Below are 17,478 nucleotides of genomic sequence, written 5' to 3'. Positions count from 1 at the left end.
GATCTCTACCTCTCTCGTGTGTGATGGGGTCGGGCTTCAGGCGATTGTCGGTAACGAACGTGAACGTCTCCACCTCCCTTCAGTCTGCTGTACGCCAGCCATACCACCAAAAATAGAAGTGTGCTGCCGCTGATCAAATAGAAGCTGCCGGACACGCCCAAATAGTGAAGGAAAATGCCAGTCAGCATATTCCCAAGTGGAACAAACCCGTTTAACAGCATGTTGAAAACGCTTGCTAATTTGGCCCTGTCTCTCTTCGAGCCTTCGCGCAGCACTGCTGCGTTCGACATAGTGATAAAGCCCGTCAGGAAAAATCCGTATATCGCAAGCAGCAAAAGGGTCGGCAGCCCCCGCGGCAATGAGGGCAGTACAGCGTAGGCGACGGCGATGAGCGCGGGAAATAACGGAATGAGAAAATTATGCCGAAACCAGCTGCTTCGAAACGTGATCATCACGGCTGCCGCCAGAGAGCCCGCCCCCATGGAGGCAAGCAGTCGACTGTAGCCGCTGCCGGAGTCCCCTTGCTCAGCAGCGAACATCGGCAGAAGTGTATTGTAGTTCATGAGCAGCAGCCCGGATACGAAAACAAGCAGCAGCACCTTCCATATCCGGGGCTGAAGCCGGGCTGCTGTTTCCGGCTCTGGCCCGGCCCCCGCCTGCGTCCCGTCGCTCTCCGCAGGCGACTCCACCAGCAGCAGACAACCGAACGCAGCGGTGAATAACAATCCGTTGACGGCGAATCCCCATGACAGATCCGGCGACACGAGGAACAGACCTGCAAGCAGCGGACCAACAATTCTGGCGCCATTGAATGCAACGGAGTTTAGCGCAATCGCCTGCATTACCCGTTCATTCCCGAACAGCCGGGTCAGCATCAACTGCCTTCCGGGGAGATCGACGGTGTAGAGGATTCCTGATAGTAGCGCCAGTGTCATGAGCGGGCCTGGCGCCATTCGATCCAGAGCCAGAAACACCGCATATGCCATCATAATGACCGCCTGAAGCGCCTGTATCCATAGCAGCATCGTCTTCACGCGCCATCTGTTCAGCAGAGCACCAACGAACCAGGAAAAGAGCAGTGTCGGCAGGCTGTAGGCAGCCAACGTAACCCCCAGCCATAAGGCCGATTCCGTCAGACGCAGCGCCAGCGTAGACAGCATCGTCAGATGCATCCAAACGCCAATGACGGCGAACGCTTGGCCCGCAATGTAGGGGAAGACTGCTTTCCTTTTCATATCGCTCCGTTCCGTCTCTCCCAAGTCTCCACACGGTATACAGGATTCCGTTCCTTACTCCAGTGGATGATCCGGTACGGAATATCCTCTCCGTTCGGCCCTGCTTCGTGTATCCCAAGATCGGTCACGATTTTGCAGCGGACCGTCATATCCCTCGGAAGCAGGAATTCACCGCAGAACAACTGGTCGGATGTACGCGGAACAACTAATTTCCCGATCAGGAGAGCTGCATTGGCCGGTGTATCCGGAGGAACCTCAATGCGGACCGACACTTTCACATGCTCGGACAAATGCCCAATCACCGTTGCCTCTGTCTGCGCACGCACGTCCTGTCCGCTATAAACAATGCGCGTCATTCCTTCACGGAATGGCTTGACGACGCCGTCTCTTCCTACGGTCAGTATCGAAGGATCGTCCGCCTCAAACGTACCGTTCAGATCCGTCATTCGAAAGCCGGTGTCATACGCGATGACCGCGTTAAGCCAACCCGTCATGCCTGTCAGCCCGAATTCGGCGCTTCCGTAAAGCTCGGCGGCAACTGCTTTACCCGGATAGCCGAAGAAGTACAGCAGCGGCAAATGCACCCGTACTGCCCAATCCTGCTCCGTATGTGCTGCTCCCGGCACCTCGTAAAACATCAGATTGTCGCCAGGAGTATAGCCTTGCTCCACCAGTTCCTCAACAAATCCTCTTACATGGCGGACGAGAATGTTCGCTTCAATCTCTCCGATGTCGATCCACAGCTTCAAATCTGCGGTTCTGGCATATCGATTATAGAACCGGGTTTCCTCAAGTGTGTTCGGGTCCAAGCGAATGAAATAAGGCGACAGAATGCCCAGCTTCGAGAAAATATGCGGATTTCGGAAACCAAGGTGATAAGTGGCGAGACCGCCCATCGACGAGCCCATCAGCGCCGTATGCTCCCGGTCCGGCAAGGTGCGGAATGACCGATCGATATAGGGCTTAAGTTCCTCGATCAGAAATCTCTCGTATGCCTCCCCCTTGCAAACAATGTCCGGAGCGCCGGGGATACAGGTTCCTCCCCCGACAGCGAAGGCGTATTCGTTCAACCGATCCTCGCCGTTGTTGTCGATGCCCACGATAAGTATAGGCGCCATCAGCCCTTCCGAGATCAAACGGTCGGCCGTCCGGTGAACTTGCCAGGAGCTGTTGGAGAACGGATTCGGATCGAAGATTCCCTGACCGTCGTGCATGTATAGCACTGGATAATGCCTGTCTGGCTCCTTGTCGTACCCGGGGGGCAAGTAAATATGAATGCCCCGCTCATTCCCCAGCGCCGCGGAGGCGAAGGCGGGAATCCTCAGCAATCGCTCAGCCTGCGGTTTCGGATGAATCATCCTCCCACTCCTCTACGATGAAATGAAGGCTGACCGGCTCGGAGGTGTTGAACCGCCTGCTTGTTTCCCTTTTCTCATGAAAGCCGAAGCCCCGTGATACTTTCACATCGAACACCAGATCCCTTGGCAGCACAAAGCTGCCCTTGTAAAAGCCGTTCCCTACTTTCGGAATTTCGAAGCCCGCATGTATCCGGGCATCAGCGGGGGTGGTCGGCGGGACGGTTACACTGATTTCAACCGACACATTATCCGACAATTCCGGGACGACCTCGAAGCGAGCCGATCCGGCTACACCGTCATACGTGACCGTCACCTCCGCCTCCCCTTCGGTCAGCGGAACGATCAAGCCATCTGATCCAACCGTCAGCACTTCCGGTCGGTCCACCGTATATTCAGCAGCCAGCAAATTCATTTCGAAGCCTGTGTCGTACGTAACCTTTGGATATAACTGAACCCGCAGCCCCTGCAGGCCAACTTGCCTTCTCCCTGTTAGCCGCAGGCTGCTGGGGCGGCCGATCTCGCCGAACAGATACAGCAGCGGGCTATGCAGCCGTCTCGCCCAATCCTCCTGGGAATGGCCGGCCTCCTCGTCAAGCATAAACATCAGATCTTCACCTGGCTTAAAGCCCGCCTCGATCAGTTCGTCGACAAGTGCACGTACGTGACGGGGCATGATGATGCCCTCCGCTCCGCCGATATCGATCCAAACCCGCACAGACGGCTTGACACGGTAAGAGCGATAAATTTTAGTTTCGCTCACCGGTTCATGCTTGCTTGTACCGTCTCCTTGCTCGTTCACAACAGCATGCACGAAAAAAGGCGACAGAATCGCAACCTGACCGAATACGTCCGGTCTGCGAAACGCGATATGGTATGAGACAAGCCCGCCCGCCGACGAACCGATCAATGCGGTATGCTCCCTATCCGCCAATGTGCGATACATGCCATCGATCATCGGCTTCAGTTCCTCGATGAGAAACCGTTCGTACAGCTCCCCCTTGCAGGTAGCGTGGAACGCTTCACTGACTCCCGAATTATCGTGGAAATATTCTGACACCCGTTGATCCGAAATCGACGAGATGGCTACGATAATCACTTCTTTCATCCAGCCTTCCCTGCTTAACCGATCCGCCGTCCGATGCATCTCCCACGAGGAACCCTTCCCGTCGGACGCGAACATGTGCTGTCCGTCATGCGCATAAAGCACCGGATACCGGCGCATCTCCGCTTCATGATAAGAAGGGGGTAAATAGACGAAAACATCACGTGAATTGTCCAAATGCTTCGAATACACATTAGAAAGTGTGACGATCTCCACTCCCATTAGAAATCAGCCTCCAATAAAAAAAATATTATACTTAATCGTTTAATGTATACCACTTATACGTTTAAGTTAAGTAGATTCTAATCCAGCCTTTTATTTTTGTCAACATGGAAAATGATAATGAGACACAGGGTTGAATAGATTTCCTGAGATTGACAATATCGTTCTACTGGAATAGAATAAGTGTGTGCACGTTCTACTGCAGTAGATTGGATACGTAAAAGGAGTGTCATCATGGAAATTAAATTGTTTGATTCAGAGCTCAAAATTATGGATGTCCTGTGGAAGAATGGTGATATTACCGCCAAACAGGTGGCAGAAATCTTAAAGGAGCAGGTCGGCTGGAGCAAAACCACTACCTACACACTGATCAAGAGATGCATTGACAAGGGAGCTATTCAACGGCTTGAACCAAACTTTGTCTGCCATCCGCTGGTGTCCATTGATCAGGCAAGAGAATTGGAAACTACAGAGCTAATCAATAAAATGTACGATGGCGCAGCCGATCAGCTTGTGGCATCCATTTTAGGAAGGAGCAATTTATCGCCGGACGAGATCAACAGGCTGAAAGAGCTTGTCAGCAAGCTGAAATAAGGAGAAATTGCTGTCGAATAGTTCCGGTCTCCATTGCTTCAGCTACTAAGCGTGAGACGCTTTGAAAGAAGGTGTTGGTATTGACCCTATTAAATATGAGCCTGTCGGCGGCCATTCTTATTTTAGTCATTCTCATCATCCGTTCGCTTGCATTGCATCGGCTGCCAAAGAAGACATTGCTTGCACTGTGGGCTGTAGCACTGTGCCGCCTGCTCATCCCTGTCTCCATTCCGTCGTCATTCAGTATTTTTGAGGCGGCAAATATGCTGAAAAGCAAATATTCAGCTACAGACGTTCAGATGACTGAGACCAATGTAAATCATACGATTGACATAGCAGCTGGTACGTATAGCAGCCCGTTGGTGGAAGCAGCTACCTCCAGCGTCTCCCCTTTTCTTATGATCTGGTTAGTCGGTATGATTGCCAGCGCTATGTTTTTCCTGATCACCCATCTGCGCTGCCGCAGAGAGTACAAAACCGCGCTGCCCGTGAACAACGAATTTGTACAGGCCTGGAAGTCGGGGCATCCAACATGGCGAAAGGTAGAAATCCGGCAGTCTGACAGGATATCCACCCCTTTGACCTATGGAATTTTTCGTCCTGTGGTACTGCTTCCCAAGACAATCGACTGGGCAGATGAAACAAGACTGGGATACATCCTGATGCACGAGTTTGTGCATATTCGCCGTTTTGACACACTGACAAAGCTCCTGCTTGTCGCTGCTCTGTGTGTACATTGGTTTAACCCCCTTGTGTGGGTCATGTACATTTTGTATAACCGTGACATTGAATTGTCCTGTGACGAAACAGTAGTTCGATCATTCGGAGAAACGCTGAAATCCTCATACGCCCTGACCCTCATCGGACTGGCGGAAAAGAACAATGGCTTCGCCCCTCTAATTAACCATTTCAGTAAAAACGCGATTGAAGAAAGGATTGTGGCAATCATGAAAATGAAGAGAACGTCAATTCTGGGAGTAGTCCTTGCCTCTGCACTGGTTGTTGGCACTGTGACTGTTTTCGCTACGAACGCAGCTTCCGGGGCTGATCATAAACCGGAGGCTACTTACGCTGAGGAAGCCGTTTACACGGAAACGCCGGAGAACAGGGCCAAAATGTTTGCTGTTTATGAGCCATACGGACTTACTTACACTGCAAGTACGGATCAGTTATTTTACAAAGGAGAATTGGTCAGGTATTTTGAAGACTTCTACCCGATTGGAGAAAGCAGCAGCACAGGAATCGACTATTTGAATGAAAAAGGTACGATAGACGTGCATGGTGTACGGAATAAATCAAAATTGCCCCAATCCGATAGCACTGTTGACTCCGGCGGCAAACTGATAGGAGTAGAGGCTTACAGTCAGGCGGAGTTTGACGCGAGGGATATCGATGCGCTTAAAAGTCCGTCTCAGGCTTATGCTGTATCCGACGATGAATCCTACACGGGCGATGACACTGCCTCTACACAGGAATTGTTTCAAGGAAGCGCTTCGACTGCATCTAGCTCGGAGGATACGATGACACCGGATGAGCTCGCAAAAATGTACGCCGTTTACGAGCCGTTTGGCTTAACCTATGATAAGAAGAAAGACTACTTTTATTATAATGGAAAGCTCGTTCGGGAGTTTCTTGACATCATATCGTCAAATGGAGAGGCTATGGATAGCGGAAAATTCCAGGGCTCTATTCGCCAAATCTATAACCCTGATGATAAAGGAGAAATCAATGTTCAGACAGTACGTGACTATACTGCTGACGGAGAAGGAAAGCTGACTGGAATTGATATCGTAGACTAATTATTAAGGAGACGAAGAGATTTTATCGCAACCCCATAAACAGAAAGCTGATATTGGGAAGATGATCCCGCGATAAAACTCTTCGTCCCTCATTCCGTTAAACTCTTTCTTCCGTAAGATATGTTTTGACAGATGGAGACTTGTAATGGGAGAACTGCTCCAGAATTCCTTGCGGAGTAGTGTCAGTAACGATCATAGAGCGGTATTTCTCCTGCATGAACTGTTCCCCTAACATTCGATCAAACAAGGTAATAAGCGGATCGTAATAGTGATTAATGTTCAACAAGCCGCAGGGCTTCGAATGCAGACCGAGCTGTGCCCAAGTGAAGATTTCGAAATACTCCTCCATCGTCCCGGGACCTCCGGGAAGAGCAAGAAAGCCGTCCGAAAGATCAGCCATTTGGGATTTTCGCTCATGCATAGATTCGACAACAATAAGCTCCGTCAAATTTTTGTGGGCAATTTCTCTGCTGTCCAAAAAATGCGGAATCACACCGATCGCTTTGCCTCCGGCATCTAGTACAGCATCTGCAACCGCCCCCATCAAACCAACGCTTGCTCCCCCATAAATAAGGGTAATGTTTCTTTCCGCCAGCTCTCTTCCCAGCATCATGGCATTTTCCTTATAAACCTCTGATGCCCCTTCACTTGATCCGCAAAATACTGCAATACTGTTCATGTCTTCTATACTCTCCTTAAGTTTAAGAATATCTGCCCGCCAATTTGCTCTGATGCGCTTCAAAAACTTCGGTTAACGATATATCATACTTATTTGCTATAACAATTAAATTGCCCAGAACATCCCCTAATTCTTCCGTTAAATTTTTTTTATTCTCTTCATATGTTCCTGCTGCCTCATCCGGCCGATCTCTGCCGATTTCAAGAGCACGTATAGCTCTGGCTACTTCTCCGGTCTCTTCAGCGAGAAAACCGATGCGGATAAAAATATCCAGACCGGACCAATTTCTTTCGTCGTAATATTGCTTGACCCATTGTTGAAATTCATTAATGTCCATGGCTCTGACTCCAATCATTTAATGAGATCATATGTTCGCCGTAGTATTATAGCATAGATGATTTATAATGAACAGCTTGCAGAAATCCCGCCGGTGATCTGCCACGGCATCCAAATTAACGAGAGCTTTAATGACTCGCGTGACAATCCGATGCCATATTAATGCAGGATGTCAGCTTGACGGTAAGACCCAATGAAATGGTAGCCATTGTCGGTAGGCACGATTGCCCAAAATATTGCCTATGGAAAAATGGATGCTACCCGCGATGAGATAATACAAGCTGCTAAAGCGGCAAAATGCGATCATTTTATCCGCACTGGAGCATGGCTACGATACGATGATCTCCAGCGTTGACACCAGAACGGAAGTGGAGGTACAAAAAGCAATGGCTCAGATCATGAAAGGAAAGACCAGCTTTGTGATCGCCCATCGACTGTCCACCATCAAATCGGCAAACATCATTCTTGTGATGAAAAACGGGACGATTATTGAAAAAGGACCCATGAAGAGCTGCTTGCGGGAGACATCTTCTATGCTGACTTGTACAATAGCCAATTCGCTAACGGAGCCGCAGCCGGTTAAACCGCCGAGCCACTCTTCTGTTCAAGCACTCATAATTGTTCACCATACTGCTTCAGGGCACGCAAAATGTGAAAAGAGAAATTACCGAAAGCGCGCGGGAGAAAATTCTCCCGCGCGCTTATTTGGCGATCATCTATTCCAAGATACTAAGCTCCAAAAACTCCGCTTCCCCATGCTCGATAAAAAGTCCGCAGCCGCCCGGCTCGTAATCATAGGATCGCGTGGCCAGCGCTATGTCGTTGACATAAATAATGATTGCATTGCCGTTTACGAACACCTTGACTTCGGCCTCATACGCACCCGCCAGCGAAACATATCGTTCTTCGATAAACATCTGATCCCCGTCAAATTTGTTGGAACGGTCGAAGACCACTCTGTTCCGCGCGGGCTCCAGTCGAACCTGACACCATTTCTCCAGCCGCGCCCCATCGGTATGTAGCATGAGCCCGCAAGCGAGGGTTCCCGGCACCCAACGAAGCTTCGCCTTAACCAGACACGCTTCGCTCATGCTTCCGATTTCAGCCCAACCGAAGCCGTAAAGCTCACTGCCGCGCACACCGTGATGAAACGTCCATGTCCCGCGGTGAGCGGCCGGAGCTTGGGGCAGCGCTTTGCGATAAGATTCAGCCAAAGCCTGTACCGGTTTTACGCCGAGCGTCCCATCCGGACGCTGTAACAGTTCGTGCACCAAGGCGCTTCCTCCCCACTGGTATGGCTTCTTGTCGTCCATCCCGGGGCGGATGGCCTGCCAGCCGACAAGGTAGCGGTTTGTGCCGTTAGAGACCGTTTTCGCGGCATAAAAGGCCCGGCCGTCAAACATATCGTCAACTGCCGGCGTGATCCACGGCCCCGCCGGGTTTTTGGCCATCCGGTAACGCGTTTCCCACCAGCGCGTATAATTGGAGAAGATCATGTACCACCATTCGCCCATTTGGAAAATATCGTGGCATTCATGGGTGGCAAAAGTTCCCGGAGCGTAAATCGCCATACCAGGACGCCAGCTTTGCAAATCGGATGACTTCATAATATGGGTGCAGCCCCCGCGGTTATGATCTCCGTCCTTCTCAGTCGCCGTCACCGCCATCCAATATTCCAGCTCCCGGTCGTTCCAGAACACCTGGGGGTCTCTCCAATGCAGGCCGCCGTAATGCACCGTGTCCGGTGTTACGCGAAACGAGTCGTCCTTCTCCCAATGGACGAGATCGGTGCTGACGGCCCGCATTAACACCTGTTCATGCTTGCCCGCGCTGTCCCGGTTGCTCTCGTTAAAGCCGGTATAGTAGAAATGGAACACGCCCTCGCGTTCGACGACGCTCCCCGTGCCGATATGCCAGTCCTGATCCTCCGGGCTGCCGTTCGGGATCGCCAGCCGCGGCTCTCCGTAATGGACGAAATCTGCAGTAGTGACTTCATACACGCAGTATTTATGCAAGTAAAACAAGTGATATACTCCCTGATGAAAGAACGGCATAAAATCACCGCAAGTATCCGGTCCCGGCATGTCCCTCCGCTCTGCCTCATGCATATAAAATCGGTGTCTGCTTCCCTGCTTCATCTGATCTGTCCCCTCTTATTTCGTTTCAAAAGTGGCGTTGTACCATTCATTGACTTCTTTGGTGATTTGATCTCCGCCAAGCTTCTTCCAGTTTTCCACAAACGCGTCGAATTCGGAGACCGGAGCGCTGCCCGTAATGATCTTAATGAACGTCTCCTCCTGCAGTTTATCCAGTGTGGCGCCCTTCTGGCTCATCGTTGCCGTCGGCAGTCCGAACCAGGCTGACCGTTCAAGCAGATCGTTGTCACGGTAGTACCCGATCACCTTCCAGGAGCTTTCGGGACCTAAAAATTTGTAATAATTCCAGCCTAGAGGATCAGCTCCTTTATCCATCCCGTTGTCCATATAGTTCTTGATCGTGTTGTAGTAACGGATTGCTTCCGGATGGATATTTTCCAGCTTCTCTTTATCCTGCAGCACGTCGTTGATTTGTTTGAAGTATTTATTCGGTTTGTCCTCGGACGGATCGAGGCCGCCAAAGGCGTACGCAGCGAAGTTGATACCGCTCTCCGGATCCACGCCGAATGTATTCAGAGTTTCCATCGTCGTTTGCGGATTGTTGATTTTGTCCTGGAACAGGTTGATGATTTTCAGCAACGCTTCCGGATGCGCAACATCAGCACGGACGGCAAAATAGCGCTCCATAGTTACCGTGGTGGCCGGTTTGGCCGGCTGGCCGTCGGCCGAGACGATCGGCAGGCAAATCCATTCAGCCTGCGGATTGTTAACAATGGCGTCCTTGGCGCTCATCCAGGGCAATCCTTCTCTTCCGTAAAATAAGCCAACTTTGCCCGCAGCGATATCTTCGCCCGCCTTCTTCCAATCCTTGACGCCGAACTCTACGTCTATCAGATCATCGGCGAACATTTCTCTCAACTTCGCCAGTGCGTCCTTCATCCCCGGCTTAATAGCCCCGTACGAAATCGTTCCATCCTCTCCGCGTATCCAAGCTTTTCCATAGGCATGATAAGCGGCAAAAAAGCCCTCGAAGCTGGCGGTCGAACTAACCAAATCCTTCTGAAAACCGATGCCGAACGTATCTTTGACGCCGTTACCGTCAGGGTCTTCATTCCTGAACGCTTTGGCAATCTTCACTACGTCATCCAGCGTCTTGGGCACGGAAAGGTTCAGCTTCTCTAGCCAATCCTGGCGAATCCAGATCATATCCGCCGTCGCGTCGAAGCCGCCCGTCTGCGGAATCCCGTAGAGTTTTCCGTCTACGTAAGCAGTTTTCATCTGTTTTCCACCGTCCGCGTTTACCGTCGATTTCAAGGTGTCCGAGGCGTATTTGTCGAAATATGGTGTGAGATCGGCCAATTTTCCAGCTTTGGCAAGTGTGAAGTAATCTTTCGCCGGAAGCGTCATAATATCAGGCAGATCATCGGAGGCAACCGCCATGGTCACCTTTTGCTGAAAACCTTCGCCGGCCACCGCCCATTTATAATTAATTTTGATGCCGAGTTCTTTCTCGTACGCCAGGGTCCAAACATTGTTGTTCAGATCATCGCCGGGAAGGTAACGCTCATCCCCGTAGAGATTCTTCATCGACGACAGTTCGATGGCCGGTTCGTACTTCACTAGCGGGCCGTCGTTTTCTGGAGCAGAAATGGCTCCGCTGCCGGTCTGCTCCGGTTTCGCCGCGCCACCGCAAGCCGATAAGGCAGTCATCGCCAGCGCAAGTAGTACAATAAGAGATCCTTTCATCACGATCGTATTCCGTTGTTTCAAATCTCTCTCCCCCTCTTATTAATTCCTGTCATGACCCGAATACAGACTTTTTCTAGCCTTTGACGCTCCCGAGAAGCATTCCCTTGACGAAAAATCTCTGCAAAAACGGATAGACCAGCAAAATAGGTAGCGTACAGGCCAGTATCATGGCCGATCTGAGCGACCTTCCGGTAATTTCCAAAAGCTGCGGATTGTTCGCGAGCGCCGTTGACGAAAGCTGAGACAAATCCAGGTTTAGCACCATCGTTTGCAAATAGGTCATCAGTGGATAGCGGTCCGGCAAGTTCATGAAAATCAGCCCATCAAACCAACTGTTCCAGTGTCGAACAAGAATGAACAGCGTGATCGTTGCCAACGAAGGCAGACTAAGCGGCAAATAGACCCTGACCATTGTAACCAGCCACCCCGCTCCATCGATCAGGGCTGCCTCCTCCAACTCGCCGGGAATCGTACGGAAGAAATTCAACATCAGAAGTACATTGAACATCACCACTGCCTCCGGCAAAATCAGCGACCAGACGGAATTGACCAGGTCCAGCTCATTGACTACGAGATACGTGGGGATCAGTCCGCCGTTGAACACCATCGTCACCATGAAAAACCAGACGTAGACGCCTCTTAGACGAAAGACCTTTTGGGATTTGGACAATGGATAGGCGATCAGGATTGTTAACCCCAGTTCGACAACCCAGCCCAGGAAGGTCCGTTCTACCGTATTCCACAGCGATTTAAAAAATTGCGGATTGGCAAAAATATATTGGAACGAGCTGGTGTTGAAGCCTTTGGGCCATAGCCCCACCTGATTGGCCTCCACGACCGAGCGGGTGCTGAATGAAACCGCAATCAAATTCAGGATCGGCAGCAGGCATAAAAAGGCTATAAACGATAAAAGCAACACGTTAAACACGACAAACACTTTTCTGGATGCGTAATTTTCCATAACGAGGCTCCCTTTCATAAAATCGGCTAGAAAACCTTGTACCCCGCCCATTTATTGGCCATCTTATACCCGATGACAATCAGGACGAATGATACGGCCGATTTGAAGAAGCCGACAGCGGTGGCGGGGCCAAACTGCACATCCACGATCCCGATGCGGTAAACCAGCGTATCGATGATGTCGCCGGTTCTGTAGACCTGCGGACTGTACAAGTTGTAAACCTGGTCAAACCCGGCTTGTAGCACGTTGCCGATACCGAGCACCATCAATAGTAAAATGACGGGCGCCAGCGCCGGCAAAGTGACATGAAGCGTCTGCTTCCATCTGCCCGCTCCGTCGATAATGGCGGCCTCGTATTGAGTCGGGTCAATCGTTGTGATCGACGCCAGGTAAATGATCGTTCCCCAGCCGAATTCTTTCCAAACATCGGTGAGGACGAGCGTGTACGGGAAGGTTTCTGGGTCGCCGAGAAAAAAGATCGGCTTTATCCCTAACGCGGCAAGCGTGTTGTTGATGATTCCCGACGAAGGGGACAAAATATCGACGAGCACTCCGGCCAGCGCCACCCATGACAAAAAGTGCGGCAAATACAGCATGGTCTGTATCGACTGCTTAAACAAGCGGTTGCGCACTTCGTTAAGCAGCAGGGCGAACATAACCGGCACGGCCAGATTGCCGATGATTTTCATCACGGCAATAAACAAGGTGTTCCACAGCACATTGAAAAATCCAGGCAAATTGAAAACGTACTCAAAATTGTCCCAGCCTACCCATCTCTGATCAAAAAAACCGAACACAGGCTGATAATCCATAAATGCGATGGACAATCCCGCGATGGGAACATAACGGAAAATGATCGTCAGGATGACCCCCGGCAAAAGCATGACATGGAACGGAAGCTCCTTGAGAAACCACTTTTTCTTTGATTTGCCGGATGTTGCGATTCTAATCTCCCCCTTTTAAAGCGTTTACTTTGCGATCGCAATTTCATTATCCGGCTTTTCCACTCTATTTCCCATGCTAATCTTTGGACTTTTATCTCCATTCCTTTACTTGTTTTCGGGTATTCTCGTGCCTGCCCTAGTTAAGCATGACGGTTTCTGTATTCTTGTGGCGTCATTCCCACCGTCAACTTGAAGATACGGATGAAATAGTTGGTGTTGTCGTATCCGCATTTTTGCGCGATTTCATAAATTTTCATTTTCGTGTAGGTTAACAACGACTGGGCCAACTCCATTCTGCGCCGGGTGATATAGTCGTGAAGTCCGATCCCCGCATCCCGCTTGAATATCCGCGATAGATAGCTGGGGTTGAAGCCTGTCGCCCGGCCAAGTGCGTTTAAGGACAAATCCGACGCCAAATGCTGGCCGATATAGTCTTTGATCCGGCAAATCGTCGTCTCCGCGTTGAATCGACGTTCCGCATCCGCCGCCTCGCACAGCGCCCTGCCCAGCTGCTTCAGATATCCGGCCCGTTCCGGCCAGCCCTGCAATCGGGTAGGCGTGTACAGCAGCCCCAAATCGATATCGCCCGGCAGCGCGGAATATAATCGGGTTACGTTCAAATGTCCGAGCAGTGCCTTTCCTGCCGCCAGATAAAGCTCCATGGCATGAAGCGGATAGCCACCGCGAACTTCGGACAGAACCCGGCACAGCTCGTCCAGAAGACCTCGGAACGATTTCAGATCCCCGTTCTGCAGATGGGTCTTAAGCAGCTCCACTCGCGGCAGCAGACGCAGGATATCCGCACACTCTTCTTCCTCCGCCAAGCAAGACTCGCCGGAATATCGTTCTCCCTCCATGGCGATTCCTTCCTGACTGCACAGATCAAAGATCGCCAGCGTTCTTTGGAGCGAGCGGTAAACGCGGCCGATCTCCATCCAGTTAACCTGCTCTCTCGCCAGCACAAAGGAAAGCTTGCATCCCGCCCGTTCCGCTAAAATCGTCTGAATATCCTCCAGAAGCGGGACCGGTACCGCCGGCAAGCCTGGCTCGCTGTCCCGTCCGACCAAAAACCAGAGAATATCCTCCCCATAACTTGCGTTAAAAATTTGCGAGGGCGACGGATGAAGCTGTGTCCGCAGGATTTGCTCCACGGTCAATTGAACGAGCCCTTTAACTGGCAACAGCAAATGATCCGTGCAGCTTCGTCCGAGGAGAACCAGCACGCGCTGGGCAGGCGTAAACGATTCATCCAATTCGGCCATCGCCCTAAACATCGTGTCCGCATCAGGCGAAGATTCGGTAAGCAACGCCGCCAGCAAATGATCCCGAAATACTGGAAACATCGTGGCAAGACGTGCTTGGGCCTCCGCATATTGGCTTTGCAAACCTTGCTCGTAGGCGATCCGATCCAGGGCCATAGTAACCGCGGCGATGACTTTGTCATCCCCCTCGGTTTTCAGAATATAATCGAAGGCGTCTTGCTTGATAGCCTTGTAGGCATACTCGAAATAGTCATAACCGGTCAGAAAAATAATTTTGACGGCAGGGTGCTGTGCGCGCATGCGCCCGGCCAATTCAAGCCCGGTGACGCCCGGGATTTGGATGTCGAGCAGTACCACATCCGGGCCAAACTCCGCAAAAACGCCGAGCGCCTCTTTGGACGAATAGGCGACTTTCACCTCCAGCCCCATTTCCTCCCGCTCACAAAACAGCAACTGCAATCCGTCCGCAATCGTGGGCTCGTCGTCCACGATCAACAGCTTCCGGCCTGAATCGTTCATGTTATCCCCTCACTTTCTTCATCCGGAATACGAATTTCAACGCAAAGCCCGCCGAGCCATGATTTGGAAATGGATAGTCCGGCCCGTGCATTGAAATAAATTTGCAACCGTCTGTGAATATTCGTTAACGCCGTGATCTGTCCGTCCTCACTTCCCGCCTCGACCAGACTTCGGATATGCTGCACCGTTTCCGTATCGAGCTCCCCGCTGTTCTCGACGCGGATGGTCAGTTCCCCTCTGTGTTCGCGGAAGGAGATGCTCAGGCAATTGAACGAATCCGAAGAAACTTTTTCAAATACGTACTGAAAGGCGTTTTCCAACAAGGGCTGGAGAATCAGTCGGGGAACGGGAATATTCGCCCAGTGATCAGGCAACTGAGCAATTTCGATCTTAACGCGCTGTTTGAAGCGGTAGCCCTGAATGGCCGCGTAGTTCCGCGCATGCTCCACCTCTTCCCGAAGCCTCTTCTCGTCCTCGCCATCGCGAGTAATGTACTCGTAAAATTTGCCGAGATGCTCACAGAAAGCGACGCTGTTCTCGTAGTCTTTCATTTTGATCATGCGATAAAGAAGATAATAGCTGTTGTACATAAAATGAGGATTGATTTGAGCCTGCAAATGCTTCAACTGGGCATGGCTGATCAGAAGCTGCTGTTTTAAATCTTGTTCGATCAAAAAATCGATCCGGCCGACCATTCCGTTGAAGCTGTCGTACAGCTTGGCAAAATGCGATTGCTCACCCCGGGTAATCCGGTACTTGAAGTTTCCTGCCCGAACCTGCTCGAAGGCATCCTCTAGCAGGAGCTTCAGCGGATGATACACCCGGCGGTAGGATTCCAGAAAACCGAACAGCACGATGGCCGCGATGATCGCGATAAAGATCAGCAACATTGTAAGGGCGGTCCCGATCACCACCTGATTTGTATTATCGACGTAAAACCACAGCAGTTGTGTCTCAAGTGCCCCAGATTCGCTCCGGATAACATCGAACTGCCTGTCGGCAAGCATAATACGCTGTGCAGCCTCCGTCCCATCGACCGTCATGGAATACCCTTCACGCGAGCTGGAGACGATAAATTGCCGCTCCCCACCGGTCAGTACGATGATGTCCTCGTCAGTCAACTGGGCATTCTTCAGTTGCTCTTCGATCGCCCGTTGATCTAGCTCCACAATCAGAACACAATCAAGATCCCGACTATCCACTCCTCTTGTAATCGCTTCTATAACAATCAAGCGGTTATGATAAGTCAGCAGCGTGGACGTATTTTTAAACAACTCCTGTTGCATGTCCTCCCAGGTATCCGAGTTCAGATCGTTTATTTCGTCGTCACTGATCACTTTGCCAATGGATTTCAAGTAGATTTCCGCATTAGACACCAGGCGGCTGCTATTCTTCAGCGATTTCATTTGATCCATCATGGAGCGAATCATTTGATAGCGCTGGAAGTAAGGGCTGGATGCATAAAGATAACGTATATTGTCCACATTCTCATCAATCATGACGCCGTACTGGATACGCTTGATCGTTTCAATCTCACTTTCGATATCGTGATGCACGAACTTTAGCCGTTCGACCTGTTTGTTGTAAATAATTTCCGAATAATACCGCTGGCTGCGCAAGAACAACACGGCGCCGAAAACAATAGCGATCACCAGGATTGCGGCAATTACCAGCAGAAAACGTTTATAGAGTATGTCGAAAACAAGATTGTTTATATGCGCTTTGCTTCTCATAGCTCCATTCCTTTACCTTGATCTTCTCAGTCCCGCCAAACTTTCAGCCATTATGCTTTTGTGGTGGGAAGCATCTTCATACACTTTCAGGGAGCTCTCTCCAATAGAGTGAAACGTTTCCACTTTTACTCGAAACAACCTCTCTCTCAGTAATAGCTCATGTTGTCTCACCCCGCCTGAAAACGACTGGCAGTCGGTAAGATTATGTCATTTTGAAACGTTTCCAACTGACATTAAAAAATCCTCCGATAAATAACTTGATGAACATACTTCACAACTGATGTTTTCCTTAGCTCATTGAAGATAAACAAGTAGTTTCACCTTGTCTAAATAACACCGGAAGACGATAAACTTCATGATCCAACGTTTCGCCTTTCGATCTTTTAGTAAAGCAGCCTTATCGTCATATGTGCCATATCCTCTACGGGTTGCCTGATCGTAGACAGTATCAGATGGAAATAAGGATGTTCCTGAATCCCATCGCATCCAATGACCTTTACATCACCAGGAACGCGAATTCCACGCCTGCCCGCTCTTTCTATATATTTGGCTGCGAACATATCGGTAATGGCCCCCCCACTTAACTCTCTTATGGTACACATGGTAGCGCAAAAATGAAAACGTTTCAATATTTTTTAACGCTTTCATATTCTCAGCCCAACCATTCGACCTTAGATCCGATGCTTTCTACGATCCCTGCAAAGACGCGACCGACTGGCCAGATACGCCTGCGAATCGCTGAAGGCGGTAGACGCCAAAAACCAGGGGGCTAAGCGCGAATAAGCCGCTTAGCTCCCTGGTTTCTGTTCACATGTCATCTAATTTGTTTCTGAAGGTTTTCCAAAATTACTTTTTGGGACAGTCTCTTTAAAACACTGCGGTCGAGAGG

General features: G+C 50.5%; 13 protein-coding genes and 2 pseudogenes. 3 read left to right on the top strand and 12 right to left on the bottom strand.

The window, feature by feature from the left end; all coding sequences use genetic code 11:
- Positions 1-5: 5 nt before the first annotated feature.
- The 3 genes from BLS49_RS13570 to BLS49_RS13560 all read right to left on the bottom strand — a co-directional run bounded on the left by BLS49_RS13570 (position 6) and on the right by BLS49_RS13560 (position 3,917).
- Positions 6-1,160 (bottom strand): MFS transporter, encoded by a 1,155-nt coding sequence (locus BLS49_RS13570; RefSeq protein WP_245742407.1) that lies wholly within the window; start codon positions 1,158-1,160, stop codon positions 6-8.
- A gap of 71 nt (positions 1,161-1,231) precedes the next feature.
- On the bottom strand, positions 1,232-2,593 hold the full coding sequence (locus BLS49_RS13565) for an alpha/beta hydrolase (RefSeq protein ID WP_091231253.1): 1,362 nt from the start codon (positions 2,591-2,593) through the stop codon (positions 1,232-1,234).
- A complete protein-coding gene (locus BLS49_RS13560; protein WP_091231249.1) occupies positions 2,568-3,917 on the bottom strand; it encodes an alpha/beta hydrolase in 1,350 nt (449 codons plus the stop codon). Before BLS49_RS13560 ends, BLS49_RS13565 begins: the two co-directional genes overlap by 26 nt.
- 234 nt (positions 3,918-4,151) lie before the next feature.
- Here BLS49_RS13560 and BLS49_RS13555 point away from each other — a divergent pair, with 234 nt between their 5' ends.
- Positions 4,152-4,511, top strand: coding sequence for a BlaI/MecI/CopY family transcriptional regulator (locus tag BLS49_RS13555; protein ID WP_091231245.1), 360 nt, complete (start codon positions 4,152-4,154; stop codon positions 4,509-4,511).
- An 80-nt stretch (positions 4,512-4,591) separates the two neighbouring features.
- On the top strand, positions 4,592-6,310 hold the full coding sequence (locus BLS49_RS13550; protein WP_091231242.1) for a M56 family metallopeptidase: 1,719 nt from the start codon (positions 4,592-4,594) through the stop codon (positions 6,308-6,310).
- Positions 6,311-6,407: 97 nt separating this feature from the next.
- Here the strand turns inward: BLS49_RS13550 and BLS49_RS13545 are convergent, their stop codons facing one another.
- Both BLS49_RS13545 and BLS49_RS13540 read right to left on the bottom strand, forming a co-directional pair.
- Positions 6,408-6,989 (bottom strand): LOG family protein, encoded by a 582-nt coding sequence (locus tag BLS49_RS13545; RefSeq protein WP_091231239.1) that lies wholly within the window; start codon positions 6,987-6,989, stop codon positions 6,408-6,410.
- 22 nt (positions 6,990-7,011) lie between these two features.
- The gene (locus BLS49_RS13540; RefSeq protein WP_091231237.1) at positions 7,012-7,326 is read right to left on the bottom strand and encodes a MazG nucleotide pyrophosphohydrolase domain-containing protein; all 315 of its coding nucleotides are present in this window, start codon (positions 7,324-7,326) and stop codon (positions 7,012-7,014) included.
- A 216-nt stretch (positions 7,327-7,542) separates the two neighbouring features.
- On the opposite strand from BLS49_RS13540, the pseudogene BLS49_RS25325 reads away from it, so the two are divergent.
- Positions 7,543-7,908, top strand: a pseudogene (locus BLS49_RS25325) (ABC transporter ATP-binding protein); the annotation flags it as partial.
- Positions 7,909-8,041: 133 nt separating this feature from the next.
- Here BLS49_RS25325 and BLS49_RS13530 read toward each other — a convergent pair.
- The 7 genes and pseudogenes from BLS49_RS13530 to BLS49_RS25785 all read right to left on the bottom strand — a co-directional run.
- Positions 8,042-9,463 carry a glycoside hydrolase family protein gene (locus BLS49_RS13530; RefSeq protein ID WP_091231235.1) on the bottom strand — a complete coding sequence of 474 codons (1,422 nt, stop codon included), beginning with the start codon at positions 9,461-9,463 and terminating at the stop codon, positions 8,042-8,044.
- A 15-nt stretch (positions 9,464-9,478) separates the two neighbouring features.
- Complete coding sequence (locus tag BLS49_RS13525) at positions 9,479-11,191, bottom strand: extracellular solute-binding protein (protein WP_091231231.1); 1,713 nt, start codon at positions 11,189-11,191, stop codon at positions 9,479-9,481.
- A gap of 52 nt (positions 11,192-11,243) precedes the next feature.
- Positions 11,244-12,182 carry a carbohydrate ABC transporter permease gene (locus BLS49_RS13520; RefSeq protein WP_245742386.1) on the bottom strand — a complete coding sequence of 313 codons (939 nt, stop codon included), beginning with the start codon at positions 12,180-12,182 and terminating at the stop codon, positions 11,244-11,246.
- The gene (locus tag BLS49_RS13515) at positions 12,158-13,015 is read right to left on the bottom strand and encodes an ABC transporter permease (RefSeq protein ID WP_091231227.1); all 858 of its coding nucleotides are present in this window, start codon (positions 13,013-13,015) and stop codon (positions 12,158-12,160) included. The genes BLS49_RS13520 and BLS49_RS13515 overlap by 25 nt, the downstream gene beginning before the upstream one ends.
- Before the next feature lie 200 nt (positions 13,016-13,215).
- Positions 13,216-14,856: a response regulator gene (locus BLS49_RS13510; RefSeq protein WP_091231223.1), complete on the bottom strand. Its 1,641-nt coding sequence runs from the start codon at positions 14,854-14,856 to the stop codon at positions 13,216-13,218.
- Positions 14,853-16,589, bottom strand: a complete 1,737-nt coding sequence (locus BLS49_RS13505; RefSeq protein ID WP_091231221.1) for a sensor histidine kinase — start codon at positions 16,587-16,589, stop codon at positions 14,853-14,855. Before BLS49_RS13505 ends, BLS49_RS13510 begins: the two co-directional genes overlap by 4 nt.
- Before the next feature lie 289 nt (positions 16,590-16,878).
- Positions 16,879-17,161: pseudogene (locus BLS49_RS25785) on the bottom strand (substrate-binding domain-containing protein); the annotation flags it as partial.
- Between the last annotated feature and the right edge of the window lie 317 nt (positions 17,162-17,478).

This window comes from Fontibacillus panacisegetis (assembly GCF_900102215.1).
Classification (GTDB): Bacteria; Bacillota; Bacilli; order Paenibacillales; family Paenibacillaceae; genus Fontibacillus; species Fontibacillus panacisegetis.
Note: the sequence above shows the minus strand (reverse complement) of the source record. Positions and strands in the feature narration are given on the sequence as shown.